Source organism: Achromobacter sp. AONIH1, from assembly GCF_002902905.1.
Lineage (GTDB): Bacteria > Pseudomonadota > Gammaproteobacteria > Burkholderiales > Burkholderiaceae_B > Achromobacter.
In genome coordinates this window covers 4,765,751-4,791,428 of the sequence record NZ_CP026124.1, presented here as the reverse complement: position 1 = coordinate 4,791,428, position 25,678 = coordinate 4,765,751, and the positions used below count along the sequence as shown (strand labels likewise).

Below are 25,678 nucleotides of genomic sequence, written 5' to 3'. Positions count from 1 at the left end.
TACACAGGTTCCTCGCATGTCTTCCGCCACGCCCGCTTCCACTTCCAACTCCGCCGACAATGGCGTCGCTGGCACCGCCGCGTTTTCCAAGTTCATGCGCGTGCTGCAATGGGTGGCGGACAATCCCGAGCCCGTGGGCATCGCCGAGATCGCCAAGGCCACCGGCTTTCCGCGTCCCACCGTGCACCGGATCGTGGCGGCGCTGACTGCCGAGCGGCTGTTGGTGGAGATCGGCGCGACCCGCAGCTGGACGCTGGGCCATCGCCTGGTGCAGCTGGCCAGCCGCAGCTGGAGCCGCTCGGGCCTGCGTACGGCCGCGCGCGACGCCCTGCGCGCGCTGCGCGACGAAACCGGCGAAACCGTGCATCTGGCCGTGCCCTCGGGCCTGTGCATGGTCTATATCGAGAAACTGGAAAGCCCCAGCGCGGTGCAGATGGCCTCGCGCATCGGCACCAGCGTGTGCCTGCATTCCACCGCCGTGGGCAAGGCCTACCTGGCGGCGCTGGCGCCCGACGCGGCCGAGCCGCTGCTGGGCCAGATCGGCTACGAGCGGCAGACGCCGCAGACCATCGCCGACGCCGCTGCCTTGCGCAAGCAGCTGCTGGACGTGCGCGCCTGCGGCTGGTCCACGGACGCGCAGGAGAACGAGCAGGATATCCACTGCTTCGGCGCGGCGGTGCGCGATGCCGGCGGCCGTCCGGTGGCCGCCGTCAGCGTCAGCACGCTGGCGTTCCGGCAGAAGCCAGACATCCAGGCCAGCTACGTGGCGCCGCTGCTGCGCGCCTGCGCGGCGATCGGCCAGCGCCTGGCCGAGAATCCCAACCTGGCCTACGCCTAGGCCTGCGCCGCCACCGGCTCGGGCTTGACGCGCACGGCGCGCAACACGCCCACGATCAGGCAGCCGATGCCGATCAAGGTCAGCGGCTGCGGCATCTGGCCGCGCAGCATGTAGGCATAGGCCAGCGCCGCCAGCGTCTCGAACACGATCAACTGCCCGACCAGCGCGGTCGGCAGGCGCTGGCTGGCCTCGTTCCAGCACAGCGTGCCCAGCCACGACGCGAACAGGCCGATGGCGGCCATCAGCGCCAGGAACACTTCGGGGCGCGGACCCAGCGGCATGGGAAAGGCGTCGCCGGTCGCCGCCATGCCGGTCCACAGCAGCGCGTAGCCGGCCAGGGCCAGCGGCAGCGTGGCCACGCCCTGGGCGGTGGCCCAGGTGCGCGGGCTGCGGTCGGGATGGGCGCGCAGCCAGTCGGCGTTGCGCAGCGGATACCAGGTCCAGCAGGCCACGGCGGCCAGCGCCAGCAGCGCGCCCAGCGCGTAACGGCCCAGGTCGGCGTCCGGATCCTGGCGCAGCGCCTGCAGCTCGACCTGGTTGACGCAGGCGATGCCCAGCGCGATCAGCGCCAGCGACGGCGCCAGCCGCTTCCAGGGCAGCCGCCCGTCACGGCGCGCGTTGCGCAGGTTGGCGCTGACGGCGATCACGACCGGCAGCGTGCCGATGATCATGGTGGGCACCGGCCCGCCGGCGCGCTGGATGGCGCTGGCCAGGCACAGGTAGTACAGCAGGTTGCCGATGGCGGCCAGCTTCAGCGCCTCGATCCAATCGGCACGGCCCAGCTGGCGCAGCGCGCGCCGGTCCAGCCAGGCGAGCGGCAGGGCGATCAGGCCGAAGGCCAGGTAGCGCGCCACCGATTGCAAGGCCGCCGGATACTCGGGCAGCAGCAGCGGGCCCACGAACACCAGCCCCCACATCAGGCCGGCGGCCAGGGCGTACAGGGTTCCAGCCCACATAGAATCACTCCGGTTCCAGACAAGGAAAACGCGGCCAGTCTATCGGCGGCAGGCGAGGGCGGTCTTGTACCAGATTGCTGCGCGGGCGTTGGCGGCGCATTCCCGCGACCGCGTCGGCAGCGCCGGCGCGGCACCCGCGCCTGTTCGGCGATCTGCGGTCTCAGGCGCGCATCTGCTTCTGGTAGCGCGCGGGCGTGACGCCGTAGCGCCGGGCGAAGGCCCGCGTCAGGTGGGCCTGGTCGGTCAGGCCAGCCGCCAGCGCGACCTGGGCGGGCGGTTCGCCGGCGGCCAGGCGGCGCTTGGCCTCGAACAGGCGCAGCGCCATCAGCATCTGCTGCGGCGTGGCGTGGCAATGCGCCTGGAAGCTGCGCAGGAAATGGAAGGGGCTCAGGCCGGCCTCGCGCGCCAGCTCTTCCAGCGTCAGCCGGCGCGACAGATGCGCGCGCATGTAGTCGATGACGGGCGCGAAGCGCGGCGCGCCCTCGGCGCGGACCGGGCGCGGCACGCGGGCGTGGCGGCGGAACTCGGCCAGCAGCGCGTGCAGGGCGCTGTCGAAGGCCAGCGGCTCACGCGCGCGCCACAGGGTGTCGAGCAGGGCGGTGACGCGCGTGGCGCTGGCCGTGTCCAGGCCCACGGCAGTGTCGAACCACCAGCCGTCCTCGCCCGTCACGCGCGCGACCACGTCGGCGTCGATGTACGCCATGCGGTAGCGCCAGCCGCCCTCGGTCTCGGCGCGGCCGGTGTGCAGTTCATCGGGATTCATCAGCACCACCGAGCCGGACGGCGCCAGGTGATCGGCGCCACGGTAGCGGAAGCGCTCCACGCCGGATTCGATGGCGCCCAGCCCGAAGGCGTCGTGGGTGTGGGGTTCGAAGGCGTGGCGGATGATGTGGGCGCGGTACAACTCCACGCCGGGCCGGTGACCGGGCCGTCGGAACTCGGCGCGGTCGTCCGGATGGTCGAATGCGTCCGGCACGCCCTCCATGGCGGGCGCGGGTTCGTCGGGGGCAGCGGGAACGGGGCGCATGACGGCATTTAAGCACGCGCGCGTCAGGCCGGGCCGTCCCGCATCTGCGCCGCGCGGGCCAGCAGCAGCTCGCGTTCGCGGGCGTTGCGGGTCATGCCGGCGGCGCGTTCGAAGGCCTCGCGCGCCTCTGCATGCCGGCCCAGCTTGGCCAGGAGGTCGCCGCGCACGCTGGGCAGCCAGTGGTAATTGGCCAGCGCGCCCTCGGCCTCCAGCGCGTCGACCAGGTCCAGCGCGGCCCGCGGGCCGAAGGCCATGCCGACCGCCACTGCCCGGTTCAGCTCCGCCACTGGCGAGGGCATGGCCTGGACCAGCGCGTCGTACAGCGCCACGATGCGCGGCCAGTCGGTGTCCTCGGCGCGACGGGCGCGGGCGTGGCAGGCCGCCAGCGCCGCTTGTAGCGCGTAAGGGCCGAGCGCGCCGCCCAGCGATTCGGCGCGCGCCAGCGCGGCCAGCCCGCGCCGGATCAGCAGCGGATCCCAGCGGCCGCGGTCCTGGTCCATCAACAATACCGGCCGGCCCTGGCCGTCGGCGCGGGCGGCCAGGCGCGAGGCCTGCAGCTCCATCAGCGCGACCAGGCCGTGCGCCTCGCTGTCGCCGAGCGCCAATTGCGCCAGGATGCGGCCCAGGCGCAGCGCCTCGTCGCATAGCGCGGGCCGTGTCCAATTCTCGCCCGATGTGGCCGAATAGCCTTCGTTGAAAATCAGGTAGATAACTTCCAGCACCGAGGCCAGCCGCGCGGCGCGCTCGGCCGGGCCGGGCACTTCGAACGGCACGCGCGCGGCGGACAGGCTGCGCTTGGCGCGCACGATGCGTTGCGCGATGGTGGACTCGGAGGCCAGGAAGGCGCGCGCGATCTCGGTCGTCGACAGGCCGCCCAGCAGCCGCAGCGTCAGCGCCACGCGCGCCTCGGTGGACAGCAGCGGATGGCAGGCCGTGAAGATCAGCCGCAGCAGATCGTCGCCGATATCGTCCTGGCGCGCGGCGTCCAGCGCGTCGACGAAATCCGGTTCCACGTCGGCCTCCAGCGCCTGCAGCTCGTGGCCGATCTGCTCGTGCTTGCGGCTGTGCAGCGCGTCCAGCCGCAAGCGGTCGCGGGCGCGGTTCTTGGCGGTGGTCATGAGCCAGGCTCCGGGATTGTCGGGCACGCCGGACGCGGGCCAGCGTTCCAGCGCGGCGACCAGCGCGTCCTGGGCCAGTTCCTCGGCCAGGCCGACGTCGCGCACCAGCCGCGCCACGCCGGCGATGACGCTGGCGGCCTCGATCCGCCAGACCGCCTCGATGGCGCGGTGGGTGGCCAGCGCGGCCGGACTGTCCGGCGCGCCGGCGTCAGCCGAGGGCTTGTTGCCCCTCATGCCTGCGGCGGCACCGCGCCCGGCTCCATGTACACCAGTTCCCAGACATGGCCGTCCAGGTCCTCGAAGCCGTGCGAATACATGAAGCCGAGATCCTGCGGGCTGCGCGGCACCGCGCCGCCGGCGGCACGCGCGCGGGCCACCAGCTCGTCGACATGGGCGCGGCTGTCGCAGGACAGCGCCACCAGCACCTCGGTGGATTGATGGGCGTCGGCCACCGGCTTGCCGGTGAAGGTCTTGAAGAAGTCCGTGACCAGCAGCATCACGAACAGATTCTCGCCCGCGACCAGGCAGGCGCCCTGGTCATTGGTGAACTGCGGATTGAACTCATAGCCCACGCTGCGGAAGAAGGCCTGCGATTTCTTCATGTCGCGGATCGGCAGGTTGACGAACATATGCTTGTGCATGGCAATTCCTGGTGTCTGATGTCGAAAGAAAAACGGTATTCATACGCCCGGCTCGCCCCGGACCGAGGTCGCGCGGAGCCGGCTTTGCCGGTCCGCAGCGACGCCCTTGAGGGCAGAAGCGCCTAGCGCTTCACGGGTGGGCTTCGCCCTCCGGTCCGTAGCGACGCCCCCTGGGGGGAGCGCGCAGCGCTCGGGGGGGGCTTCTACTTCGGGGACTTCTATTGTTGTCCGTTGCCCGGGATGTCGCGGAACCGTTCGATGGCGGGGCTGGGCGCGAAATCCTCCAGCTCGTACAGCTGCCGCACCTCGACCGAGCAGGGCTGGCCGGGGAAGGGTGAGGGAAAGCGTAGCGCCCATTGCATGGCTTCCTCGCGCGAGCGGGCCTGGATCATGGTGTAGCCGGCGATCAGCTCCTTGGTTTCGGCGAAGGGGCCGTCCAGCACCTTGCGTTCGCCCTGGGCGTCGTACTGGACGCGCCAGCCCCTGGACGAGGGCAGCAGGCCGTTGGCGTCCAGCAGCACGCCGGCCTTGGACAAGGCCTCGTGGTAATTCACCATCGCGGCAAGCAGGCTTTCTTCGGGCATGCGGCCGGCTTCGCTGTCGGCGGTGGCGCGGACCATGATCATGAATCGCATTTCTGAGTCTCCGGGAGGGAAAGATCCAGGCCCGGATCCGGGCTTGGATCCGGGCTTGTACTGGCACGACGAACGGAGAGGATGCAGATCGACAGTCCGCTTGTATTCCTGGGGTAAACCCCTAGAAAAAAATCCCGCGACGGGTGTCGCGGGACGGGGCGATACGGGTTCAGGAGAACGGCGCGCTAGGCGCCGCCAGGCCTGGTCGCCAGCACTTCCGGATTGACCACATGGATCGGCTGGCCGGCGGCATAGGACACGATCTGGTCGAACACGTCGGAGAACTGGGTCTCGTATTCGTCCTCGGTGACATAGCCAATGTGCGGCGTGCAGATCACGTTGGGCAGGTTCAGGAGCGGATGCCGGGTGTCGCGCAGCGGCTCTTCCTCGTACACGTCCACCGCCGCCATGCCGGGCCGGCCGGCGCGCAGCGCCTGTTCCAGCGCGCCCGGCGCGATCAGGCCGGCGCGGCTGGTGTTGACCAGCAGAGCGCCGGGCTTCATGCGCGCCAGGTCATCGGCCGTGACGATGCCGCGCGTGTCCTTCACCAGTCGCATGTGCAGCGACAGCACGTCGCAGGCCTCGAAGAAGGCGGCCTTGTCCGGCGCCGTGTCCCAGCCCTCGTCGCGGGCGCGCTGGCGCGAGGCCTCGCGGGCCCAGACCAGCACCTTCATGCCGAAGGCCGCGCCGTAGCGCGCCACTTCCGCGCCGATCCGGCCATAGCCGTAGATGCCCAGGGTGCGCCCGCGCAGCGTGCGGCCCACGCCGATCTGCCAGTCGCCGGCCTGCAGCGCCTTCATCTGCTGCGGGATCTGGCGCATGGCGGCCAGCGCCAGCCCCCAGGTCAGCTCGGCGGCGGCATAGGACGGCGTGCCGGCGTGCTGGTTCGAGGACACGATGACGCCATGCGCGGTACAGGCGGCGATGTCGATATGCGGATAGACGCTGCGCTGGCTGATCAGCTTCAGGCGCGGCAGCCGGGCGATCAGCGGCGCCAGGATCTGGGTGCGCTCGCGGATCAGCACCAGCGCGTCGGTGTCGCGCAGCCGCTCGGCCAGCGCGTCCGTGTCCTGCAGGTGGTCGTTCCACACGGTGACCGCGTGGCCGTCCAGCTTGCGGAAACAGGGCAGGCCCCGCAGCGTGTCGAAGTAATCGTCGAGGATGGTGATGTTCATGTCGGTCTCCCTGGCTGTGCCGGCATTGTGGACGCGACGCGCGGCGCACGTAAAATGAAATTAATTGCCCGATTGATGCATTTTTCTCATGAAAATAGACGTGCTCGGCGTGCAGGCTTTCGTCGCGGTGGCGGACCACAAGAGCTTTCGCCGCGCGGCGGGCGAACTCAGCATCACCCAGACGGCGCTCAGCCGCCGCCTGCAGAACCTGGAGTCCTTCCTGGGCGTGCGGCTGGTCGAGCGCAGCACCCGCTCGGTGGCGTTGACGCCGCCAGGCGAGAGCTTCCTGCCGCAGGCGCGCCGGCTGCTGACCGACCTGGCCGCCGCGCTGACCGAGATCCGCGAAACCGGCAAGGCCAGGCGCGGCGACGTCACCATTGCCTGCGTGCCGACCATTGGCGTGCACTACCTGCCGCAGATCCTGCAGCGCTATAGCGCCGATCATCCGCAGAACCGCGTCAAGGTGCTGGATCACTCCTCGGCGGTGGTGGCCCAGGCGGTGCTGACGCGCGAGGCGGAGTTCGGCATCAACATCGCCGAGTCGCATCCGCCCTCGCTGGAAAGCGTGCCGCTGCTGCAGGACGATTTCGTGCTGATCTGCCGCGACGACCATCCGCTGGCGGGCCGTGAGGCGCTGCCTTGGAAGGCACTGGAAGGACACCGGCTGATCTTTCCCGGCGCCAGCAGCAACAACAGGCCCTTGCTGGACCATGCGCTGGCGGAAAGCCAGCTGGAGCTGTCAGCCTTCTACGAGGTGCAGCGCAGTTCGACGGCCGTCGGGCTGGTGGCGGCGGGCGCCGGCATCGCGGTGGCGCCCAGGCTGGCCTGGCAGGCGGGCTCGTATCCGGGCCTGCGCGTGGTGACGTTGCACACGCCGACGGTCAGGCGCACGTTTTCGTTGCTGAGCCGCAAGGGCGCTGTGCTGTCGCCGGCGGCGCAGGCGCTGCACGACCTGATCCTGAAGCATGGCCGGCAGGCGCCTGCCGGGTCGCGGCGCGTTGGCAAGGGCGGCTGAGGTTGCCAAAGGAGAAAGACGGGGGCGCGGCTACTGAGCAGGCTGGCGAGACATTCATGGAGCGGTCGAAGCCGACTCAAAGAAAGCAGGGGCCCAGCTCGCGCACTTCCACGGTGGCCCAGGCGGCGGCCGGGCATTCGGCGGCCAGCGCCAGCGCTTCCTCGCGCGTGTCGCAATCCAGCAGGAAGAAGCCGCCGATCATTTCCTTGGCCTCGGCGAAGGGGCCGTCGACCACGCTGCGCTCGCCGTCGCGCACGCGCAGCCGCACCCCCTCGGCGTCGGATTTCAGCGATTCGGCGCGTTGCAGCAGGCCGCGCTCGTTCAGGCTTTCGGCATAGCGCAGCATGGCGCCATAGGCCTCGCGGCCTTGTTCGGGCGTGCGCTCGGCGCGTTGGCCGACCGGTTCGACGATCAGGAGCAGATAGGACATGGAGGGAGGTTCCTGGCGCAGGGCAGGCCGCCAGCTTAGCGCCGTTCGCGGCCGGCGGCGAGAGGCGCCGCCGCCCGCCGCCGCTCAGGACTTGGCCGGCGCGGGCGCCGGCGCGGCCTTGGGCGGCTGCGTGATGTCCATGATCAGCTCGACGCGGCGGTTGGCGGCGCGGCCGGCCGGCGTTTCGTTGCTCTCGATGGGTCGCGTTTCGGCATAGCCCACCGCGCGCAGGCGGCCGGCGGACACGCCGTCGCGCACCAGCTCGCGCAGCACGCTGGTGGCGCGGCTGCTGGACAGCTCCCAGTTCGAGGCGAACTGGCGGGTCTGGATCGGCACCGTGTCGCTGTGGCCCTCGACCGAGACCTGGTACTCGTTCTTGTTCAGGATCGCCGCCAGCCGCTTGATCACGTCCAGCCCGGCGGGGCTGAGCGTGGCCTGGCCCGAGGCGAACAGCAGCTCGTTGCTGATGCGAAAGCTCACCGATTGCTCGTTGACGATCACGTCCACCGATTTGCCCAGGTCGGCCAGTCCCAGCGACTCCTTGGACGGGGCCTTCAGCGGCGGGGCGGCCTCGGCGACGATCTCGCCGTCGCTTGCCGTGGCCGGCGCGGCCGCCTGGGCCGTGGCCTCGGGCGCGGCCCATTCGGGCGGAATGGCGACCTTGTCGAACTCGGAATATTCGCCGTCGTAGGCGGGCAGGCCGCTGGCGGCCAGCGAGCCGACCAGCTCGACCGGTTTGCTCTCGCCGGGGAAGCCGTGCAGGCGCGAGATGGCCAGCATCACCACCAGCATGGCCAGCAGCAGCGTGATCAGGTCCAGGTAGCTCAGCAGCCAGTTCTCGGAATCCTGCTCGACCGCCTCGTCCACGTGCCAGCGCGCGTAGCGGTCCTTGCCGCCGGCGCTCTTGCTCTGGCTCATGCGCCAGCCGCTGTTCTCGGCGGCCTTCTGCGCGCGCAGCTGGGCCTGGCGGGCCTGTTCGATCCGCTGCGCCAGGGAGGGAGAAATCAGGCTCATTGGCGCGCGGCGGCGGGGCGGGCGATGGACACGGGACGGGCGCCGGCCTTGACCTGGCCTTCGGTCCTGGCCGGCTGCGCGGCGGGGGCGCCGCCGTCATAGATCTCGTCCTCGACGTGCATGACGAAGGAATTGAGGGTCTCGCGCACGACGGCCGGGCCGCGCTTCTCGCACATCATGGCGATGCCTTGCAGCACCATGTTCATGGATTCGACGCGGCGGGCGGTGCGGCGCTCCAGCTTGACCGCGATGGGCTTGCACACCAGGTTGGCCAGCAGGATGCCGTAGAACGTGGTCATCAGGCCGATCGCCAGCTGCTGGCCGATGGTCTGCATGCTGCCGTCGCCCAGGATGGCCATCAGGTTGATCAGGCCCACCAGCGTGCCCAGCATGCCGAAGGCCGGGGCGAAGGTGGCCATGACGCGGAACATCTGCGCCTCGGCCTGTTCGCGCGCGCGCAGCCGCGCCACGCGCCATTGCAACAGCTCGATGATCTGGTCTTCCGGGGTGTTGTCGATGATGAGCTGCACGCCGGTGCGCAGGAAGGGGTTCGAGACCTTCTTCAGCTCCTGTTCGACCTTGTGCACGTCGGTGTTCATCCACAGCTGGGCCATGTTCACCAGCTCGTCGATGTCGCGCTGCTGGTCGTGCTGGTCGTTGCGGAACACGGTGCGCACCAGCTTGAACACGCGCACCACCTCGGACAGCGGGTAGGCGATGAAGAGCGCGGCGCAGGTGCCGCCCAGCACGATGGCCAGGCCCGGCAGATTGAAATACATGCCGGGGTTGGTGGCGGACAGCGCCACCACGATGATCAGGGTGAGCAGGCCGACGGCGGCCCCGATGACGGTAGACGGATTCATGGATCTGGCCCGAAGGGAAGGCGCTGCGCGGACGCAGCGCTGGATGCTGGGGCATTCTAGCCAGGGCGGGCCGCCTTCAATCGGCGGGAAAACGGGGCGAAAAGGGCGGTAAGCGGCGGCTTGGCGCGGGCGGCGGGGAGCAGGAGCGCCGTGCGTAAATCGGGGACGCATGGAGGGGCGCAGTCGCCGGAGCCGCCCGCGCCGGCCGTCCGTTCGCAAGGCCAGCCCCTGGCGTCAGCGGTTGCGGCGCGCCAGCCACTCCTCGCGGCTGATTTCCCACAGCTCGCTCGGATGGCGGCCGCTGACATAGCCGCGTTCCTCGGTGCGCAGCAGCCGCATGCCGGATTTCTCGGAGATGCGGCGCGAGGCGGCGTTAGGCGCGGCTTTGGGCGCGCGCAGCAGCGGTTTGCCCAGCGTCTCGAACCAGTAACCGGTCACGGCCTCACAGGCCTCGCTCATGTAGCCCCGGCCCTGCCAGGCCGGCGCCAGCCAGAAGCCGCGATGATTGTCCGGCTCGTCGTCCATCAGGCTGATCACGCCGATCAGCGCCTCGGGCGCGGCCTGCTCGCGGATCGACCAATGCCACTGCTGGCCGCGCGCCATGGCGGGCAGGGCCAGGTTCTCGACGAAGTGGCGCGCGCCGTCGGGCGGATAGGGCCAGGGAATCTGGTCGGCCAGGTAGCGCACCACTTCCCATTGCGGAAACAGGCGCTGGATGGCGTCGGCGTCTTCGCGCGCCAGCGGGCGCAGGATCAGGCGGGGGGTGTGCAGGACGGGCAGGTCTGGGGCGGACATGGGACGGGGCGGGCGTGGCGCCGGGCGCGGCGTGTAATGGCGGGAATGCGACGGCGAGGGATAGCAGGCGGGAAAAGGGGGTGCGGCCAGGGGAAATGTATATCATGACGGCCTGAGCGACGCGTCCGCGCGGCCGTCGCGGCATTGGAGAAAGACTGTGAATACCCCCAACGAAAACGTCAGCATGGCGCTTTTCTGCGACTTCGAGAACGTGGCGCTGGGCGTGCGCGATACCCGCTACCAGAAGTTCGACATCCGGCCGGTGCTGGAACGCCTGCTGCTCAAGGGCAGCATCGTGGTCAAGAAGGCCTATTGCGACTGGGAGCGCTACAAGGAATTCAAGGCCCCCATGCACGAGGCCAATTTCGAGCTGATCGAAATCCCCCACGTGCGCCAGTCCGGCAAGAACTCCGCCGACATCCGCCTGGTGGTGGATGCGCTGGACCTTTGCTACACCAAGTCCCACGTCAATACCTTCGTGATCATCAGCGGTGATTCCGATTTCTCGCCGCTGGTGTCCAAGCTGCGCGAGAACGACAAGAAGGTGATCGGCGTGGGCGTCAAGCAGTCCACCTCCGACCTGCTGATCGCCAATTGCGACGAATTCATCTTCTATGACGACCTGGCCCGCGAAGGCCAGCGCGCCGCCGAGTCGCGCCGCGACAGCCGCGACAGCCGTGGCGCCGGCGGCGGCCAGCGTCGCACGCCGGAAGAGGAGCGCCGCCGCAAGGAAGAACAGGAAGCCCGCAAGACCCAGGCGGTCGAGCTGGTGGTCGAGACCTTCGACGCGCTCATGGCCGAGCGCGGCGACGGCGACAGGATCTGGGCCTCGGTGCTGAAGGACGCGCTCAAGCGGCGCAAGCCCGATTTCAACGAGTCCTACTACGGCTTCCGCGCCTTCGGCAACCTGCTGGAAGAGGCGCAGTCGCGCGGCTTCCTGGACGTGGGCCGCGAGGAAAAGTCGGGCACCTATGTGTACCGCGACAGCGCCCATGGCCGTCCGGCGCCGCGCCAGGGCGTGCGCGCCGCGGCCTTGCAGCCGGCGGATGAGGCCGTTGCCGCCGCCGCGCAGGAAGCGTCCGCCGAACCGGCGCAAGGCGCCGCGCGGGGTTCGCGCGGCGGCCCGCAGGAGGGCACGAGGGGCCGGTCGGGCCGCGATCGCAAGCGCGGCGGCCGCCGTGACGCCGAGCGTGCGCAGGATGATGGGGCGGCGGATGGCGACCGCGAACCGGCGCAGGACGCCGCGCGCGCGGCCACGCCCGTGTTGCCGTGGGAGGATGCTGAATCCTGGGAAGGCCAGCAGGCGCAAGCGGAAGACGAATCGCGCGCCAGCGCCGGCTTCGCGTCCACGCGGCCGTCGCAAGCCGCGCCGGACCTGCGTTCGGACGCCGCCGCGCATGCGCAGGACGACAGCCAGGCAACGCAGGATGGTTCGGCCGATGCCGACACGCCCGCCGCCGTCCAGGCGACCGCGAAACCGGCCGCCAAGCGCGCCGCCAAGACCCCGCGCCGCGCCGCCGGCCGGGGCAAGGCCGCCAAGACGGCGGGCGACACCATGGCCGCCGACGACGGTGCGACTGGCGACAAGGCCGGCGTTGCCGCGCCGGCGCCCGCCGCTACCGCCGACGCGCCGGCACCGGACGAGGCCAAGCCCGCGCGCAAGACCGCCGCGCGTCCGCGTCGTCCGCGCAAGACCGCCGCGTCCTCGGACGCCTGAGTCCGGTCGCTGTGCCCGGCGCAAGGGTCGGCTACGCGCCGCCCGGCGCGTAGCGTCCCGGCGTCACGCCATGCTCGCGCTTGAACATGGCGATGAAGGCGCTGACGTTGTCATAGCCCAGGTCCAGCGCCACCGTGGTCACGGCGGCGCCCGCCGCCAGCATTTCCAGCGCCCGCATCAGGCGGGCGCGCTGCCGCCACGCGCTCAGCGTCAGGCCGGTCTCCGCCAGGAAATGCCGCGCCAGCGTGCGCGGCGCCATGCCGATCCAGTCAGCCCATTGGGCTAGCGTGCGGGTGTCGGCGGGATCGTCCGACAGGGCCAGCGCCAGCCGTTGCAGCCGGGCTTCGGCGGGCAGCAGCAGGGCGTCGGCCGCTTGCGGTTGGTCGCGGATCTCGTCGCGGATCACTTCGACCACGCGCCGGCGCGGTGCGTCCCGCGCATCGCCGTCCCAGGCGGCCGCGCGCTCCACGGCGGCCAGCAGCAGGGCGGACGCCGCCAGTGCGCGCGGCGCCGACGGCAGGCCGGCGCAGGCCGCCGGGCTCAGGTAGACGCTGTAGCCCGAATATGGCCCGTGCGAGCGCAGCCCATGCGGCCAGCCTGGAGGAATCCACACCGCCTGAGAGGGCGGCGCGACCCATTGCCGGTCGCCGGCATAGACCGTGATCAGGCCCCGGCGCGCGCCCAGCAACTGGCCGCGCGCGTGGCGGTGCATGGCGGTGTCGCGCAGCTCGGCATCATCGCGTCGCACGGCGATGGCGCGCGGACCGCGCGGGGAACGCGCCAGGGCGGGATCGAGCAGGGGAGCGGGCGGAGTCGGCGTTGGCATGAATGCGGTATCGAATGACCAGAATACGCCAGTCTTGCCGGCGCGACGCGCCTATCGTAGCGCCAGTGCCCGCAGCGCGCGCCATCACGGCGGCCCGGGCGCGGCAAGGAGCCGATATGAAAGCGCAAGACGTACTGCCCGATGACGTGAACCAGGGCGAATTCCAGGGCGTGATGGTGCGCAAGGGCACGGTGGGCGCGTTCCTGGCGAATGCGCGCGCCTGGTGCGACGCCGCCGCCACGCGGGAGCGCCGCGAGGCCGCCGGGCGCGACATTGCGGAGGCCTTGCCCGCCTTGCGCGCGCTGGGCCTGTTCGAGGTGCTGCAGCTGCGTGATCCGGCGCTGCGGGCCTGGATCGAGGCGCATGAGGCGGATGAGGCGACCAAAGCGGTAGCGGCGCGGGCGCGGGAAGTGATCGCATAAGGCGGCGAGATGCCGGCTGGCGGCGGTCGCGGGCGCGCACCCGTGGCGCGATGCATTAACCGCCCCTGATCTATCATCCAGGGTTTGCGGCGGGCGCGGGGCGTGGGCCCCGATGCCTGCCGCGGTTCCGGTGCCTTTCATGCAATACGTCCTGGTCAGTTCCTGTCTGCTGGGCAACCCCGTGCGCTACGACGGCCGCGGGGTGCCCGTCGATCATCCCGTGCTGGCGCGCTGGCGCGCCGAGGGCCGCATCGTATCCGTCTGTCCCGAGGTCGCCGGCGGCATGCCCATTCCCAGGCCGCCCGCCGAGATCGAGCCGGGGGCCGATGCCGCCGCCGTGCTGGCCGGCCGCGCCCGCGTGGTCGCGGTCAATGGCGAGGACGTCACCGCCCCGTTCGTGCAGGGCGCGGGCATGGCGCTGGATGCCGCGCGACGCCAGGGCATCCGCATCGCCGTGCTCAAGCAGGGCAGTCCGTCCTGCGGCAGCGCCTACGTGTATGACGGCCGTTTCCAGGGACAGCGCCAGCCCGGCCAGGGCGTGACGGCCGCGCTGCTGCGCGAAGCGGGCTTGCAGGTGTTCAGCGAGCAGCAATGGGACGAGGCGCAGGCCTGCCTGCTGGCGCTGGAAGACGCCGGGGAACCCTGACCATGGGCGAGCTGCTGGCGGCCGTGGGGATCGGGGCCTGCGCCTGGCTGGCGTGGCGCTTCCTGGCGACCACGGCGGGCCGCCGGCGTGGCGTGGCGGCGGCAGGGGCCGGGGCGTGCCTGCTGCTGTCGGCCTTCTGCTTCTGGCTTTGGTACGACCTGTACCTGATACGCGACTTCAACGAGCTGGGCCGGGACTACGATCCGGTGGATCAGGTCGTCTATACGGACAGTGGCTTCGTGTGGATCGTGCCGGCGCTGCTGTTGCTGGCCGCCGGCGCGTGGCTGGCCTGGCGGGCCAGGCGGCGCTGAGGGCGGCCGCCCGGCCTGGAAGTCAGTTGGCGCGGTAGCCGCGGCTGTTCATGCAGGAATCCAGCGCGCGGTTGTAGGAGTCCACCATGACCTGCGTGGTCCATTGCGAGATGGTGGCGGGGTCGTAGCCGCTCTGGTTGACGGCCCAGCGCTGGCAATCGGTGGACGCGTTGGCCAGCGCATTGTCGGCGGGACTCTGCTGTTGATACTGCACCGGCGCGTACTGTTGCGGCGCGGCTGCGTAGACGGGCGCGGGCGCGGCATAGACAGGCGCCGGATAGACCGGCGCGGCATAAACCGGCGGGCTGGTGTAGGCCACGCCGGGCGCGTAGACGCCGGCCTGCGCGTAGCTCGGCTCCGAGTTGGCCGCCAGGTACAGCCCGGCGGCGGCCAGCGCCACCGCGCCGCCTATCCACCAGCCGCTGGCGCTGCCGCCGCGATAGTGATCGTGATGGTGATACCTGCCGGCGAAGGCTGGCGAACTTGCCAGGGCCAGTGCCAGCGCCGCGCTGACCAGTCGGCCTGAAAACCGCTTCATGATTCGTGCTCCCGAGTCGCCCAGGCCCGGCGATGCGCGGAGAACTGTGGCGATGACGCTACTTTACCGCCGCGGCGCGGAAATAGATGTGTCAATGGTTACCCGCATTTCAGCGGATTTCAGGACTTGGGCGGACGGTCCTTGCTCGCGCCCGGATCGTCGCAAGTTTGCGACGATCCGGGCGTCAGCGTGATCGTCGGCCGCGCATCGAAGTCGTCCGACGACGTCAGCAGCGTGCGATAGGTCGCATAGCCCGGTTTCTCCACGCACCAGTTCCAGAAAAAGATCGTCCGGCCATGGATCATCAGCGATTCGGCACGCCATTCGCTGTGATTCTCGAATGAGGCGACGCCGTCCTCGCCGCTGCGCTGTTCATCGCGCCAGCGTTCCCGGCCATAGGGATAGGAGGAGGTGATCAGGATCACGCGGGCGTCCGCCAAGGGCCTGGACTGCTCGTCGATCACGGTGGCGCGGGCCTGCGGCTGCAGCGTCCTGTACGCCGGGTACGGAATGCAGCCGCCCAGCAACAAGGGCGCGGCCAGCAGGGCCGCGCGCAGCGAAAAAAATGGGAGACGGAACGGTCGACGCAACAGTCGATACATATTGGCGGTGTGGCAATACAGGGAAACAGTGGTCAAAAGAATACGAAGGTAGTATTTTCTCGCGACTAGCAAGGCAAGACCATTCATGAGTACGGCACGACCCCCATCTTTATCGCAAGACCCGCGCCTGACGAAAGGCGAACGCACCAGATTGCAGCTTTTGGAAGTGGCCGCGGCGGAATTCGCCGAACGCGGCTTCCAGCATACCCGGATCAGCGACATTGTCGCCCGCGCCGGCGTGACGCAGCCGGTCTTCTATCAATACTTCACCAGCAAGCAGGCGGCCTATGACGAACTCGTCGGCATGTTCGCCGAGCGCCTGCGCGGCATCATCGGCCAGGAGCGCGAGCCCGGCGCGCCGGGCTCGGGGCTGGACGAGCGCGTGCGCGCCAGCGTCGGCGGCCTGCTGGCCATCTTGCGCGAGAATCCCGACCTGACCCGCATCGGCTTCTTCCAGGCCGATTCGGCCGAGGATCTCAAGGACGAACTGGCGCGCATGATCGCGGCCAGGGTGCGCCTGGAGCAGCAGGCCGGCCTGTTCCGCGCCGAGGTTTCGGCCGAGCTGTTCGCGCATGCGCTGATGGGCATCATCGAACGTTTCGTGCGCCAGGCGCCGGGGCAGGAATCCTCGACGCTGTCGGGATTCATCTCGGACCTGCTGCTGGACGGCGCGCGCCGCCGCGCGGCGCCGGCGGACATGCCCGCCTGACGCTCCGCCCGCACTGACGGATCCCTGAACGCAGGCATGGCGCGTGGCACGGCTTCGGCGCCGGCGCGTCCCATGGCGCGGGCTTCTGGCAATATGTGCCGTCCGGCGCAGACGCCGCCCGCAACGCCACAAGGGAACCGCCATGAATTACCGCAGACTGGGAAACAGCAATCTCCGCGTATCGCCGCTGTGCCTGGGCACCATGATGTTCGGCGAACAGACGCCGGACGACGAGGCGGCGCGCATCGTCGCGTCGGCGCGCGAACAGGGTGTGAATTTCATCGACACGGCCGATGTCTATAACGACGGTCGTTCCGAACAGGTGCTGGGCAGGCTGCTCAAGGGCCAGCGCCATGACTGGGTGCTGGCCAGCAAGATCGGCAACGCCATGGGCCAGGGCCCCAACCAGGCGCATTATTCGCGCCAGTGGCTGGTGCGCGGCGTCGAGGCCAGCCTGGCGCGGCTGGACACCGATTTCCTGGACATCCTGTACCTGCACCGCGACTACCACGAGGAAAACCTGGAAGAGGCCGTGTGGGCGCTGGGCGACCTGATCCGCGCCGGCAAGCTGCGCGGTTTCGGTCTGTCGAACTTCCGAAGCTGGCGCATCGCCGAGGTCATCCGGTTGTGCGCACAGCTGGGCGTGCCGCAGCCGGTGGTCTGCCAGCCGTACTACAACATGCTCAACCGTGGCCCCGAGGTCGAGATCCTGCCCGCCTGCGGCCACTATGGCCTGGGCGTGGTGCCGTACAGCCCGATCGCGCGCGGCGTGCTCACGGGCAAGTACCTGCCGGGCCAGGCTCCCGGGGCGGACACGCGCGCCGGTCGTGGCGACCGCCGCATCCTGGCCACCGAGTTCCGCGAGGAATCGCTGCGGATCGCGCAGCGGCTGGTCGAGCATGCCGCCGCGCGCGGCGTGCAGCCCGGCCCCTTCGCCACCGCCTGGGTGCTGGCCAATCCGCTGGTCAGTTCGGTGATCGCCGGCCCGCGCACGCTGGCGCAGATGCAGGACTACTACGCCGCGCTGGACCTGCGCATCACGCCCGAGGACGAGACGCTGGTGGACGATTGGGTCACGCCGGGTCACGCTTCCACCCACGGCTACAACGATCCCAACTATCCGTTCCACGGCCGGCCGGTCCCCCGCGCCTGACTCCGCCGCGTCCGATCAGCCATGCGCACAGCGCCGACACCAGGCCCGCGAACAGCACGTACAGGCAGATCAGCCAGGGCTGGCCGCCGCCGCTCTTGAGCAGGGCGGTGGCGATGATGGGCGTGATGCCCGAGGCGAAGATGCCGGAGAACTGATAGACGAAGGAGATGCCGGTGTAGCGCACCTTGGCGTCGAACAGCTCGCAGAACAGCGCGGCCTCCGGCCCGTAGACGGCGGCGTAGAAAATGCCGAAGGGCACGATGATGGCCAGCCACACCAGCATCACGCTGCCCTGGCTGTTGAGCATCAGCCAGAAGCCCGGGAAGGACGCCGCCGCCGTGATCAGCGAGCCCCAGAAATACACGCGGGTGCGGCCGACGCGGTCCGACAGCCGGCCGAAGAAGGGGATGAACACGCACATCACCAGCGCCGCCGCCATCACGCCGGTCAGCGCCTGCGTGCGCGTGATCTGCACGGTCTGGGTCAGGTACGAGATCGAGAAGACCCCGAACACATTGAAGAACACGCCGTCGATGTAGCGCGCGCCCATGCCCTTGAGCACATTGCCCGGATAGCGCCGCAGCATGTCGAAGAAGGGAATGCGGCTCTCGGCGTTGCGCGCCTTGACCTCGGAGAACTCGGGCGTCTCCTTGATGTTGATCCGGATGTACATGCCCACCAGCACCATCGCGGCCGAGGCCAGGAAGGCGACGCGCCAGCCCCAGGCCATGAACTGCGCGTCGGTGAGCAGGGTGGACAGCAGCGCCACCGTGCCCGAGGCCAGGCACAGACCGATGGCCAGCCCGATCTGCGGCAGCGAGGCGTAGAAGCCTTTCTTCTCCGGCGGCGCGTACTCATAGGCCATCAGCACCGCGCCGCCCCATTCGCCGCCCAGCCCGATGCCCTGGAACACGCGCAAGAGCAGCAGCAGCACGGGCGCCCAGATGCCGATGCTGTCGTAGGTGGGCACCAGGCCAATCAGGAAGGTCGACACGCCCATGATCATCAGCGTCATCACCAGCATGCTCTTGCGGCCGATGCGGTCGCCGAAGTGGCCGAAGATCAGCCCGCCCAGCGGACGCGTGATGAAGCCGACCGCGAAGGTGGTGTAGGCCAGCATGGTCGACACCAGCGGGTCGTCCGTGGGGAAGTACAGCTTGTTGAACACGATGCCGGCGACGACGCCGTACAGGAAGAAGTCGTACCACTCGATGGTGGCGCCGATCAGCGAGGCGGTGACGACTCTGCGCACCGCCGCTACGTTCTGCTTGGCCATGTCTGCTCTCCTCTGGTGGATGGCCGGGCGGTCTGCGCCGCGCCTGGCCGTTGGGGGTGCTACGGTTGGACTGGCGGATGCCGCATCATCGGGCTGCCGTGGCGCCGGCCTCGCCCGTCCGCGTGCATGCCTCCAGCGAGGCGGCGCCTGGCGTCGCGGGCAGGGACTGTTCCTGCAATATGAATTCGGCCGCGCGCTCGGCCAGCATGATCACGGGCGCGTTCGTGTTGCCCGACACCAGCGTCGGCATGACCGAGCAGTCGACCACGCGCAGCCCGGCCACGCCGCGCACGCGCAGCCGCTCGTCCACCACCGCCAGCGGATCGTCGGCCGGCCCCATCTTGGCCGTGCCCGAAGGATGAAAGATGGTGGCGCCGTATTCGCGGCAGAAGTGCAGGATCTCGTCGTCGTCGCGCACCTCGGGGCCGGGCCGGAACTCGCGTTTCATCAGCCCGGCCAGCGGCTCGGCGGCCGCCAGCCGGCGCGCGTATTTGACCGCATCCACCGCCATGCGGCGGTCCGGCTCGGTGGACAGGTAGTTCGGCTGCATGGACGGGGCCTCGAAGGGATCGGCGCTGCGCAGCCGCACATGGCCGCGCGAGCTGGGCCGCAACTGGCACACCGAGTAGGTGCAGCCCGAGAACGGATGCACCTTGCCGCCGGCCATGTCGGCCGACAGCGTGGCGAAATGGAACTGCGTGTCCGGCGTGGCGCTGGCCGGATCCACGCGGCAGAACAGGCCGCCCTGGTTGATGCCGACCGCCAGCGGCCCGTCGCGGAACAGCAGCCATTGCAGGCCGATGCGCGCGCGCCCGGCCAGCGTGCGCAGCTGGTCGTTGGTGGTGATGGGACGGCGGGTCTCGTAGATCAGCCGGATCTGCAGATGGTCCTGCAGGTTCTCGCCCACGCCCGGCAGGTCGCGCACCACGCCGATGCCGTGCTGGCGCAGCAGCGCCGCCGGCCCGACCCCGGACAGCTGCAGCAGCTGCGGCGATTGCAGCGCGCCGGCGCACAGCAGCACCTCGCGCCGGGCTCGCAGCGTGCGCACCTCGCCGTCGACGCGGTAGCGCACGCCGCAGGCGCGGCGGCCCTCGAACAGCACGGCCATGGCGTGGGCGCCGGTCTGCACGCGCAGGTTGGGCCGGCCCTCGGCCGGACGCAGGTAGGCCACGGCGGTGGAGCAGCGCCGGCCGTGGCGCGTGGTGAGCTGGTAATAGCCCGCGCCTTCCTGTTCGCCGGTGTTGAAGTCGCGCACGCGCGGCACGCCCAGGCCGGCGGCGGCCTCGATCATGGCCTCGACCAGCGGATGCGGCGTCTTGATCGAGGTGGCGCTCAGCGGGCCGCCCACGCCGCGCGTCGGGCTCTCGCCCAGGTCGTTGTCCTCCAGCCGGCGGAAGTAGGGCAGGCAGTCTTCCCAGCGCCAGCCGGGATTGCCGGCGGCGGCCCAGGCATCGTAGTCGGCGCGCTGGCCCCGGATATAGATCAGGCCATTGATGGCGCTGGAGCCGCCCAGCGTGCGGCCGCGCGGCCAGTAGATGCGGCGGCCCAGCATGTTGGGATCGGGATCGGTGTAGTAGCCCCAGTTCACTTCCTTGTGGAACATGGTCTTGCCGTAGCCGATGGGGATGTGTATCCACGGATAGCGGTCGCGCGGACCGGCCTCCAGCAGGCAGACGGCATGCGCGCCGTCCTCGCTCAGCCGGTTGGCCAGCACGCATCCGGCCGAACCGGCGCCCACCACGATGTAGTCCACTGTGTCCGACATGCCGCCTGTCTCCCTGGCGCCCGGGCCTGCGCAAGCGCGCGTCCGCCACGACGCGTTTTTTCCTGCTTGCCGGGGCCGGGGGCGCTTATATACTGGCCGGGTTCCTCGCGGCGCGAGCACGGCCCGCGAGGCTTGAGGCGATTCTAGGAAGCGCGCGCGCCGGGCCAAGCGCAATCGGCGCGCGGGGCGGGAAATGGAACAGAACATGGGGCTTCGGTTTCAAAATCGCAGTGCAGCATCGCGGGACGGCGCCGATGGCGGCATCCAGGACGGCCGGGACGAGGACGCCGGGTCGCGGCTGGAGGAGGCGCGCAGCCTGCGCGCCCTGCATGTGCTGGACCATCTGGCCCGGGCCCAGCATCCGCCCACGCTGGCCCAGCTGGCGCAGCGTCTGGCCATGCCCAAGACCACCCTGATGCGGCTGCTGGCCGCGATGCAGCGCGCCGGCTTCGTCGCCGCCACGCCGGTCGAGCGCGGCTACGTGCCGGGGCCGCAGGCCGGCGCGCTGGCGCTGGCCACGCTGCGCGCCTCGGCCTACACGCGCGCCTGCCGCGCGGTGCTGGCGCAGCTGGCCGGCACGCTGGGAGAGACCTGCAACCTGACCGCGCCGGACGGCGACCGCGTCATCTACATGGAGCGCGTCGAAACCGCCGAGCCGTTGCGGCTGATCTTCGCGGTGGGCCGCCACGTGCCCATGCACTGCACCGCCAGCGGCAAGCTGTTCCTGGCCTCGATGAGCCGGCTGGAACGCGCGCGCGTGGTGGCTCGGCTGCCGCTCACGCGCAACACGCCGCGCACGCTGACCCGGCCCGAGCAGCTGGAGGAAGAGCTGGAGCGCCTGGCCGCGCGCGGCATCGGCATCGACAACGAGGAGTTCGTGCGCGGCATGAGCGCGGTGGCGGTACCGGTGCGCGACGAGGAAGACCGCGTGGTGGCGGCCGTGGCCTGCCATGCGCCGACGGCGCGGGTGATGCTGGATGATCTGCTGCGCGCCGTGCCGGTGATGCAGCGGGCGGCCGAGGCCATGCGCGAGGTGTTCTCGCAGCGGCCCGCGGCCGGCTGATCGGGGCGCGCGCCCCGGCTCAGTGCGGGGCGGCGGCGCGAGCCTTGCGCCGCGCCACGCTTTCCCAGGCCGCCACCAGGATCATGATCAGCGTGGTCAGGCCGCCCACCATCAGGTTGTCGGTGACGAAGGCGATGGGCGCCAGCACGGCCAGCAGCAACAGGCCGACCACGTGCGACAAGGGGAAGCGGCCGTAGACCACGGTCTTGTAGATGCCGTTGCCGGCGAGGTATAGCGCCGGGCCGCCGATCAGCGCGGCGGCGGCCGGCATGGCGATGCGGCCGTCCGGATGCAGGATGACCAGTTCGTTGGCCACGGCGGAGACGATCACGCCGGCGATCAGGATCACGTGCACGTAGTGGAACCAGGCGCCGATGCGGCCCGGATCGTCCGAATGCACGATGGCCTCGGTGCCGTCATGGCTGCTGGTGTCGAAGTACACCCACCACATCGCGGCGGTGCCGAGGAAGGCGGCCAGCAGCGCGATCAGCGCCGGCGCGTGCCAGTTGTCCAGGCCAGCCAGCGTGGCGCCGGTGATCAGCAAGGTCTCGCCCAGCGCCACGATGACGAAGAGCTGACAGCGCTCGGCCAGGTGGCCGCCCTCGATGGTCCATTCGCGCGTGGCGGAACGGCCCAGGCCGGGGAAGCGGAAGCCGATCATGGGCGACAGGTATTCGCAGGCCACCGCCAGCGCCCACAGCGCCAGCCGCGTGTCGTCCTGCGACAGGCCGCCGGCGATCCACAGGACCGCCGACACGCACAGCCAGGCCAGCATGCGGCGAAAGTTGGGCGAGAGCGGATGCGACGGCCCCAGGTGCAGCACGATGAACAGCGTGCGGCCCACCTGGATCACCACGTAGCTGATGGCGAACACCAGCCCGGTGGCGCCGAAGGCGCCGGGCAGGGCGGCACCCGAGACCAGGCCGGCCAGCATCACGGCGAACAGCATCACGCGCATGGGCACGGCGTCGGGGTCGAACCAGTTCGTGACCCAGCAGGTGTACTGCCAGCCCAGCCACACGGCGAACCACAAGACCAGCGCGTGCAGCGCGCCCATCAGGGTCAGGTCGTGCAGCAGGCTGTGGGAGATCTGGGTGACCGCGAAGACGTACACCAGGTCGAAGAACAGCTCGACGAAGGTGACGCGGGCTTCGTGGCCGTCGCGGCGGCGCAGCAGGTTGGCGCTTGCGAGAAAGGTCATGAGGAGGCTGCCTGGCTGTGGTGGCGCAGCCAGATTAGCGCAAGCCCATCCGCGCCGGACCGTCAAGCTCTGCAAAGTCCGGCCGGGCGTGGCGGCGACGCCACGCCCGCCTCGCCTTAGTGCATGGGCGGCGTGTCGCCGGCCGGCCGCGCCAGCTCATGGTTGCGCGTGCGCACCAGCGCGGCGCTGAGCAGCGCCGCGACGCCGGCGATGAGGGCGCCGGCCAGGAAGGTGGCCTGGTAGCCGCCGTTCAATGCGGCCTGCGGGGCGGCCCCGGCCGCCGCCAGCCCAGCGCTGCGCGCGGCGGCCAGGCTGGCCAGCGCCGCCAGTCCCAGCGCGCCGCCCATCATGAAGGCGGTGTTGACCAGGCCCGAGGCCAGGCCGGAGCGCGACGGCTCGACGTCGCTCATGGCGGCCAGCAGCATGGGATTGAAGGCCACGCCCGCGCCCAGCCCCAGCAGCACCATCGCAGGCAGCACGTCGAGCGTGAAGCTGCCGTCGATGGGCGCGCGCGCGAACAGCGCCAGCCCCAGGGCCGCCAGCGCCAGCCCCCAGGCCAGCGGCCCGCGGATGCCGAAGCGCATCACCAGCTTGGCCGACAGGCCCAGCGAGAACACCGCCATGATCAGGTTGCCGGGCAGGAAGGCCAAGCCCACCTGCATGGCGTCATAGCCCAGCACGCGCTGCATGTAGAGCGCCGACACGAAGAACCACGCGAACATCGCGGCGGCCCACAGCACCGCCACGACGTTGGCGGTGGCCAGGTTGCGCAGGCGGAACATGGACAGCGGCATCAGCGGGTCGGACGAGCGCGCCTCGATCGCCAGGAACAGCGCCATCAACAGCGCCGCCGCGCCCAGCAGCGACAGCGACTGCGCCGAGGTCCAGCCGGCCTCGTTGCCGTTGACCACCGCATAGACCGCCAGCAGCAGCGAGGCCGTCACGGTCAGCGCGCCGCCCGCGTCCAGCCGGGTGCCGGCCGGAGCGGGCCGGGACGCCGGCAGCAGCCGCAGGCACAGCGCGTAGACCAGCACGCCGATCGGGATGTTGACCAGGAAGATCCAGTGCCAGCTCAGCGCGCTGGTCAGGAGGCCGCCCAGCAGCACGCCGATGCTGCCGCCGCCGGCGCAGACGAAGCCGTACACGCCCATGGCGCGGGCGCGTTCGCCCGGCTCGGTGAAGAGGTTCATGATCAGCGACAGCGACACCGCCGAGACCACGGCGCCGCCCAGGCCTTGCGCGGCGCGCGCGACGATCAGCAGCGTTTGCCCCTGGGCCAGTCCACAGGCCAGCGACGCGGCGGTGAACAGCGTCAGGCCGGCCAGGAACATGCGGCGCGAGCCGTACAGGTCGCCCAGCCGTCCGCCCAGCAGCAGGAAGCCGCCGAAGGTCAGCATGTAGGCGTTGACCACCCAGACCAGCGCGGTCTCGGTGAATTGCAGGTCTTCGCGGATCGAGGGCAGGGCGACGTTGACGATGGTGGTGTCCAGGACGATCATCAACACGCCCAGGCAGAGCACCATCAGCGCCCACCATCGTTGCTTGCCATGCAGGTCATGCGTCATCGATTGTTGCTCCCGGGGGCCGAAGGACACCGGAAGCCGTCGCGCATGAGCCCCCTGCGTGCGCGATCGTCCAGGCGCGGCGCGCGGGCAAGGCGCGGTCCGCGGAATTTTCCGGAGCGCGATAGTAACGCCGGCGATGCCGGTAGTGGTGTCATTTCGAGACGATTTGTCCGGGAAATCTCTTATTGCCGCGCCGCCGCCGGCCTTTCTATCATGCGAGCCAAGGTCAGCTTCGACCGCGGCGCGCACGGCGCGCCGGCAGTGGCGGTACCCGCGGCAATGATTGCCGCCTGAATTCACCTTCTGGCTATGAAAGCCCCCGATATGCACGCAACGCGTGGTCGGGGGCTTTTTGTTTTCGTCGTCGGATCGTGCGTCGCGTTCTGTTCCAGAAATGAAGGAGATGGCATGCAAGAGTCTTCCCCGCAGCATCCGCCCGCCGCCGATTTGCGGATCGCCTGCGTGCAGATGGCCCCGGCGATGGGCGAGGTCGCCGCCAACGTGGCGCGCGCCGGGGCGCTGGTCGAACAGGCCGCCGCCCAGGGCGCGCGGCTGGTGGTGCTGCCCGAGCTGGCCAATACCGGTTACATGTTCGAAAGCCGCGAGGAAGCCTACGCGCTGGCCGAGACAGTGCCGGACGGCCCCAGCGCGCGCGCCTGGATCGCGCTGGCGCAACGGCTGGGCATCCATCTGGTGGCTGGCATCGCCGAGCGCGACGGCGGCCGGCTCTACAACTCTGCGCTGGTCGCCGGCCCGCAAGGCTATCTGGGCACCTACCGCAAGCTGCACCTGTGGGGCGACGAGAACCTGTATTTCGAACCGGGCGACCTGGGCCTGCCGGTGTTCCACACCGAGTTCGGCCGGCTGGGCGTGGCCATCTGCTACGACGGCTGGTTCCCCGAGGTCTACCGGCTGCTGGCGATGCGCGGCGCGGACATCGTGGCCGTGCCCACCAACTGGGTGCCGATGCCGGGGCAGACGCCTGACGGCCCGGCGATGGCGCACGCGCTGGCGATCGCCGGCGCTCACAGCAACGGCCTGACCGTGGCCTGCGCCGACCGCGTGGGCATCGAGCGCGGCCAGCCCTTCGTCGGCCGCAGCCTGATCGTGGGCGCGCAGGGCTGGACGGTGGCGGGGCCGGCCAGCCACGACCGGGAAGAGATCCTGGTCGCGGCGGTGGACCTGAAGGCCGCGCGCCGCGCGCGCCAGCTCAACGCCTTCAACCACGTGCTGCGCGACCGGCGCCGCGACGTGTACGACGAAATGCTTGGCGCCGGCCCATCGCCGGCGGCGGACAGGACCGTGACCTGAATAGCGAATCCAGCAGCGAACCCGCAGCACATCCGAACGGCGGACCACCGCCGGCCCCCAAGGAGA

27 protein-coding genes are annotated in these 25,678 nt (G+C 70.3%); 10 read left to right on the top strand and 17 right to left on the bottom strand.

Translation table 11 applies throughout. The features are described from left to right. The first annotated feature begins 16 nt into the window (after positions 1 to 16). Positions 17 to 838 carry an IclR family transcriptional regulator gene (locus C2U31_RS21970; protein WP_103274721.1) on the top strand — a complete coding sequence of 274 codons (822 nt, stop codon included), beginning with the start codon at positions 17 to 19 and terminating at the stop codon, positions 836 to 838. Here the strand turns inward: C2U31_RS21970 and C2U31_RS21965 are convergent. The 6 genes from C2U31_RS21965 to C2U31_RS21940 form a co-directional block, all read right to left on the bottom strand. Continuing rightward, a complete protein-coding gene (locus C2U31_RS21965) occupies positions 835 to 1,794 on the bottom strand; it encodes a DMT family transporter (RefSeq protein WP_103274720.1) in 960 nt (319 codons plus the stop codon). The genes C2U31_RS21970 and C2U31_RS21965 overlap by 4 nt on opposite strands. Positions 1,795 to 1,954: 160 nt before the next feature. Next, positions 1,955 to 2,821 carry an AraC family ligand binding domain-containing protein gene (locus C2U31_RS21960; protein WP_369869689.1) on the bottom strand — a complete coding sequence of 289 codons (867 nt, stop codon included), beginning with the start codon at positions 2,819 to 2,821 and terminating at the stop codon, positions 1,955 to 1,957. A gap of 23 nt (positions 2,822 to 2,844) precedes the next feature. Further along, positions 2,845 to 4,173 carry an RNA polymerase sigma factor gene (locus C2U31_RS21955; protein WP_103274719.1) on the bottom strand — a complete coding sequence of 443 codons (1,329 nt, stop codon included), beginning with the start codon at positions 4,171 to 4,173 and terminating at the stop codon, positions 2,845 to 2,847. Further along, a complete protein-coding gene (locus C2U31_RS21950; protein ID WP_103274718.1) occupies positions 4,170 to 4,580 on the bottom strand; it encodes a VOC family protein in 411 nt (136 codons plus the stop codon). Before C2U31_RS21950 ends, C2U31_RS21955 begins: the two co-directional genes overlap by 4 nt. A 218-nt stretch (positions 4,581 to 4,798) precedes the next feature. Next, the gene (locus C2U31_RS21945) at positions 4,799 to 5,215 is read right to left on the bottom strand and encodes a YciI family protein (RefSeq protein WP_103274717.1); all 417 of its coding nucleotides are present in this window, start codon (positions 5,213 to 5,215) and stop codon (positions 4,799 to 4,801) included. 185 nt (positions 5,216 to 5,400) lie between these two features. After that, positions 5,401 to 6,390 (bottom strand): D-2-hydroxyacid dehydrogenase family protein, encoded by a 990-nt coding sequence (locus C2U31_RS21940; protein ID WP_103274716.1) that lies wholly within the window; start codon positions 6,388 to 6,390, stop codon positions 5,401 to 5,403. 88 nt (positions 6,391 to 6,478) lie between these two features. Between C2U31_RS21940 and C2U31_RS21935 the strand changes: the two genes are divergently transcribed. Next, a complete protein-coding gene (locus C2U31_RS21935; protein WP_103274715.1) occupies positions 6,479 to 7,405 on the top strand; it encodes a LysR family transcriptional regulator in 927 nt (308 codons plus the stop codon). A 76-nt stretch (positions 7,406 to 7,481) separates the two neighbouring features. Here C2U31_RS21935 and C2U31_RS21930 read toward each other — a convergent pair whose 3' ends face one another. The 4 genes from C2U31_RS21930 to C2U31_RS21915 all read right to left on the bottom strand — a co-directional run bounded on the left by C2U31_RS21930 (position 7,482) and on the right by C2U31_RS21915 (position 10,507). Beyond that, entirely contained in the window at positions 7,482 to 7,835 is a 354-nt protein-coding gene (locus C2U31_RS21930) for a YciI family protein (RefSeq protein WP_103274714.1), read from the bottom strand. Positions 7,836 to 7,919: 84 nt separating this feature from the next. Then, positions 7,920 to 8,849, bottom strand: a complete 930-nt coding sequence (locus tag C2U31_RS21925; RefSeq protein WP_103274713.1) for an OmpA family protein — start codon at positions 8,847 to 8,849, stop codon at positions 7,920 to 7,922. Then, positions 8,846 to 9,712, bottom strand: a complete 867-nt coding sequence (locus tag C2U31_RS21920) for a motility protein A (RefSeq protein ID WP_103274712.1) — start codon at positions 9,710 to 9,712, stop codon at positions 8,846 to 8,848. The genes C2U31_RS21925 and C2U31_RS21920 overlap by 4 nt, the downstream gene beginning before the upstream one ends. Positions 9,713 to 9,946: 234 nt before the next feature. Beyond that, positions 9,947 to 10,507 carry a GNAT family N-acetyltransferase gene (locus C2U31_RS21915; RefSeq protein WP_103274711.1) on the bottom strand — a complete coding sequence of 187 codons (561 nt, stop codon included), beginning with the start codon at positions 10,505 to 10,507 and terminating at the stop codon, positions 9,947 to 9,949. Positions 10,508 to 10,664: 157 nt separating this feature from the next. Here C2U31_RS21915 and C2U31_RS21910 point away from each other — a divergent pair, with 157 nt between their 5' ends. Beyond that, positions 10,665 to 12,224 carry an NYN domain-containing protein gene (locus C2U31_RS21910; RefSeq protein ID WP_103274710.1) on the top strand — a complete coding sequence of 520 codons (1,560 nt, stop codon included), beginning with the start codon at positions 10,665 to 10,667 and terminating at the stop codon, positions 12,222 to 12,224. A gap of 31 nt (positions 12,225 to 12,255) precedes the next feature. On the opposite strand, the gene C2U31_RS21905 is transcribed toward C2U31_RS21910, so the two are convergent. Further along, a complete protein-coding gene (locus C2U31_RS21905) occupies positions 12,256 to 13,050 on the bottom strand; it encodes a helix-turn-helix domain-containing protein (protein WP_103274709.1) in 795 nt (264 codons plus the stop codon). Positions 13,051 to 13,166: 116 nt separating this feature from the next. On the opposite strand from C2U31_RS21905, the gene C2U31_RS21900 reads away from it, so the two are divergent. From C2U31_RS21900 to C2U31_RS21890, 3 genes are all read left to right on the top strand, one after another. After that, positions 13,167 to 13,472: a hypothetical protein gene (locus tag C2U31_RS21900; RefSeq protein ID WP_103274708.1), complete on the top strand. Its 306-nt coding sequence runs from the start codon at positions 13,167 to 13,169 to the stop codon at positions 13,470 to 13,472. A 139-nt stretch (positions 13,473 to 13,611) separates the two neighbouring features. Next, on the top strand, positions 13,612 to 14,118 hold the full coding sequence (locus C2U31_RS21895) for a DUF523 domain-containing protein (RefSeq protein WP_103276511.1): 507 nt from the start codon (positions 13,612 to 13,614) through the stop codon (positions 14,116 to 14,118). Between the two features lie 2 nt (positions 14,119 to 14,120). Next, positions 14,121 to 14,429 (top strand): hypothetical protein, encoded by a 309-nt coding sequence (locus C2U31_RS21890; protein ID WP_103274707.1) that lies wholly within the window; start codon positions 14,121 to 14,123, stop codon positions 14,427 to 14,429. 22 nt (positions 14,430 to 14,451) lie between these two features. Here C2U31_RS21890 and C2U31_RS21885 read toward each other — a convergent pair whose 3' ends face one another. After that, positions 14,452 to 14,967, bottom strand: coding sequence for a hypothetical protein (locus C2U31_RS21885; RefSeq protein ID WP_103274706.1), 516 nt, complete (start codon positions 14,965 to 14,967; stop codon positions 14,452 to 14,454). Positions 14,968 to 15,086: 119 nt separating this feature from the next. Next, a complete protein-coding gene (locus C2U31_RS21880) occupies positions 15,087 to 15,605 on the bottom strand; it encodes a carboxypeptidase regulatory-like domain-containing protein (protein WP_233772457.1) in 519 nt (172 codons plus the stop codon). Positions 15,606 to 15,720: 115 nt separating this feature from the next. Between C2U31_RS21880 and C2U31_RS21875 the strand changes: the two genes are divergently transcribed. After that, positions 15,721 to 16,278, top strand: a complete 558-nt coding sequence (locus tag C2U31_RS21875; RefSeq protein WP_369869688.1) for a TetR/AcrR family transcriptional regulator — start codon at positions 15,721 to 15,723, stop codon at positions 16,276 to 16,278. Between the two features lie 142 nt (positions 16,279 to 16,420). After that, on the top strand, positions 16,421 to 17,431 hold the full coding sequence (locus C2U31_RS21870) for an aldo/keto reductase (protein WP_103274703.1): 1,011 nt from the start codon (positions 16,421 to 16,423) through the stop codon (positions 17,429 to 17,431). Here the strand turns inward: C2U31_RS21870 and C2U31_RS21865 are convergent. Both C2U31_RS21865 and C2U31_RS21860 read right to left on the bottom strand, forming a co-directional pair. After that, positions 17,352 to 18,707, bottom strand: coding sequence for an MFS transporter (locus C2U31_RS21865; protein ID WP_233772456.1), 1,356 nt, complete (start codon positions 18,705 to 18,707; stop codon positions 17,352 to 17,354). The genes C2U31_RS21870 and C2U31_RS21865 overlap by 80 nt on opposite strands. A gap of 85 nt (positions 18,708 to 18,792) precedes the next feature. Beyond that, entirely contained in the window at positions 18,793 to 20,472 is a 1,680-nt protein-coding gene (locus tag C2U31_RS21860; RefSeq protein WP_103274702.1) for a GMC family oxidoreductase, read from the bottom strand. A gap of 193 nt (positions 20,473 to 20,665) precedes the next feature. Between C2U31_RS21860 and C2U31_RS21855 the strand changes: the two genes are divergently transcribed. Beyond that, complete coding sequence (locus tag C2U31_RS21855; RefSeq protein WP_103274701.1) at positions 20,666 to 21,535, top strand: IclR family transcriptional regulator; 870 nt, start codon at positions 20,666 to 20,668, stop codon at positions 21,533 to 21,535. Between the two features lie 19 nt (positions 21,536 to 21,554). On the opposite strand, the gene C2U31_RS21850 is transcribed toward C2U31_RS21855, so the two are convergent. Next, entirely contained in the window at positions 21,555 to 22,736 is a 1,182-nt protein-coding gene (locus tag C2U31_RS21850; protein ID WP_103274700.1) for a low temperature requirement protein A, read from the bottom strand. 116 nt (positions 22,737 to 22,852) lie between these two features. Continuing rightward, positions 22,853 to 24,301 carry a DHA2 family efflux MFS transporter permease subunit gene (locus tag C2U31_RS21845; protein ID WP_103274699.1) on the bottom strand — a complete coding sequence of 483 codons (1,449 nt, stop codon included), beginning with the start codon at positions 24,299 to 24,301 and terminating at the stop codon, positions 22,853 to 22,855. 408 nt (positions 24,302 to 24,709) lie between these two features. Between C2U31_RS21845 and C2U31_RS21840 the strand changes: the two genes are divergently transcribed. After that, positions 24,710 to 25,612 carry a nitrilase family protein gene (locus C2U31_RS21840; RefSeq protein WP_103274698.1) on the top strand — a complete coding sequence of 301 codons (903 nt, stop codon included), beginning with the start codon at positions 24,710 to 24,712 and terminating at the stop codon, positions 25,610 to 25,612. Positions 25,613 to 25,678 lie beyond the last annotated feature (66 nt).

Excerpts from the sequence above, each read along its gene's own strand:
- C2U31_RS21970 (WP_103274721.1), top strand. The coding sequence starts at position 17 with ATGTCTTCCGCCACGCCCGCTTCCACTTCCAACTCCGCCGACAATGGC.
- C2U31_RS21965 (WP_103274720.1), bottom strand. The coding sequence starts at position 1,794 with ATGTGGGCTGGAACCCTGTACGCCCTGGCCGCCGGCCTGATGTGGGGG.
- C2U31_RS21960 (WP_369869689.1), bottom strand. The coding sequence starts at position 2,821 with ATGCGCCCCGTTCCCGCTGCCCCCGACGAACCCGCGCCCGCCATGGAG.
- C2U31_RS21955 (WP_103274719.1), bottom strand. The coding sequence starts at position 4,173 with ATGAGGGGCAACAAGCCCTCGGCTGACGCCGGCGCGCCGGACAGTCCG.
- C2U31_RS21950 (WP_103274718.1), bottom strand. The coding sequence starts at position 4,580 with ATGCACAAGCATATGTTCGTCAACCTGCCGATCCGCGACATGAAGAAA.
- C2U31_RS21945 (WP_103274717.1), bottom strand. The coding sequence starts at position 5,215 with ATGCGATTCATGATCATGGTCCGCGCCACCGCCGACAGCGAAGCCGGC.
- C2U31_RS21940 (WP_103274716.1), bottom strand. The coding sequence starts at position 6,390 with ATGAACATCACCATCCTCGACGATTACTTCGACACGCTGCGGGGCCTG.
- C2U31_RS21935 (WP_103274715.1), top strand. The coding sequence starts at position 6,479 with ATGAAAATAGACGTGCTCGGCGTGCAGGCTTTCGTCGCGGTGGCGGAC.
- C2U31_RS21930 (WP_103274714.1), bottom strand. The coding sequence starts at position 7,835 with ATGTCCTATCTGCTCCTGATCGTCGAACCGGTCGGCCAACGCGCCGAG.
- C2U31_RS21925 (WP_103274713.1), bottom strand. The coding sequence starts at position 8,849 with ATGAGCCTGATTTCTCCCTCCCTGGCGCAGCGGATCGAACAGGCCCGC.
- C2U31_RS21920 (WP_103274712.1), bottom strand. The coding sequence starts at position 9,712 with ATGAATCCGTCTACCGTCATCGGGGCCGCCGTCGGCCTGCTCACCCTG.
- C2U31_RS21915 (WP_103274711.1), bottom strand. The coding sequence starts at position 10,507 with ATGTCCGCCCCAGACCTGCCCGTCCTGCACACCCCCCGCCTGATCCTG.
- C2U31_RS21905 (WP_103274709.1), bottom strand. The coding sequence starts at position 13,050 with ATGCCAACGCCGACTCCGCCCGCTCCCCTGCTCGATCCCGCCCTGGCG.
- C2U31_RS21900 (WP_103274708.1), top strand. The coding sequence starts at position 13,167 with ATGAAAGCGCAAGACGTACTGCCCGATGACGTGAACCAGGGCGAATTC.
- C2U31_RS21895 (WP_103276511.1), top strand. The coding sequence starts at position 13,612 with ATGCAATACGTCCTGGTCAGTTCCTGTCTGCTGGGCAACCCCGTGCGC.
- C2U31_RS21890 (WP_103274707.1), top strand. The coding sequence starts at position 14,121 with ATGGGCGAGCTGCTGGCGGCCGTGGGGATCGGGGCCTGCGCCTGGCTG.
- C2U31_RS21885 (WP_103274706.1), bottom strand. The coding sequence starts at position 14,967 with ATGAAGCGGTTTTCAGGCCGACTGGTCAGCGCGGCGCTGGCACTGGCC.
- C2U31_RS21870 (WP_103274703.1), top strand. The coding sequence starts at position 16,421 with ATGAATTACCGCAGACTGGGAAACAGCAATCTCCGCGTATCGCCGCTG.
- C2U31_RS21865 (WP_233772456.1), bottom strand. The coding sequence starts at position 18,707 with ATGGCCAAGCAGAACGTAGCGGCGGTGCGCAGAGTCGTCACCGCCTCG.
- C2U31_RS21860 (WP_103274702.1), bottom strand. The coding sequence starts at position 20,472 with ATGTCGGACACAGTGGACTACATCGTGGTGGGCGCCGGTTCGGCCGGA.
- C2U31_RS21855 (WP_103274701.1), top strand. The coding sequence starts at position 20,666 with ATGGAACAGAACATGGGGCTTCGGTTTCAAAATCGCAGTGCAGCATCG.
- C2U31_RS21850 (WP_103274700.1), bottom strand. The coding sequence starts at position 22,736 with ATGACCTTTCTCGCAAGCGCCAACCTGCTGCGCCGCCGCGACGGCCAC.
- C2U31_RS21845 (WP_103274699.1), bottom strand. The coding sequence starts at position 24,301 with ATGACGCATGACCTGCATGGCAAGCAACGATGGTGGGCGCTGATGGTG.
- C2U31_RS21840 (WP_103274698.1), top strand. The coding sequence starts at position 24,710 with ATGCAAGAGTCTTCCCCGCAGCATCCGCCCGCCGCCGATTTGCGGATC.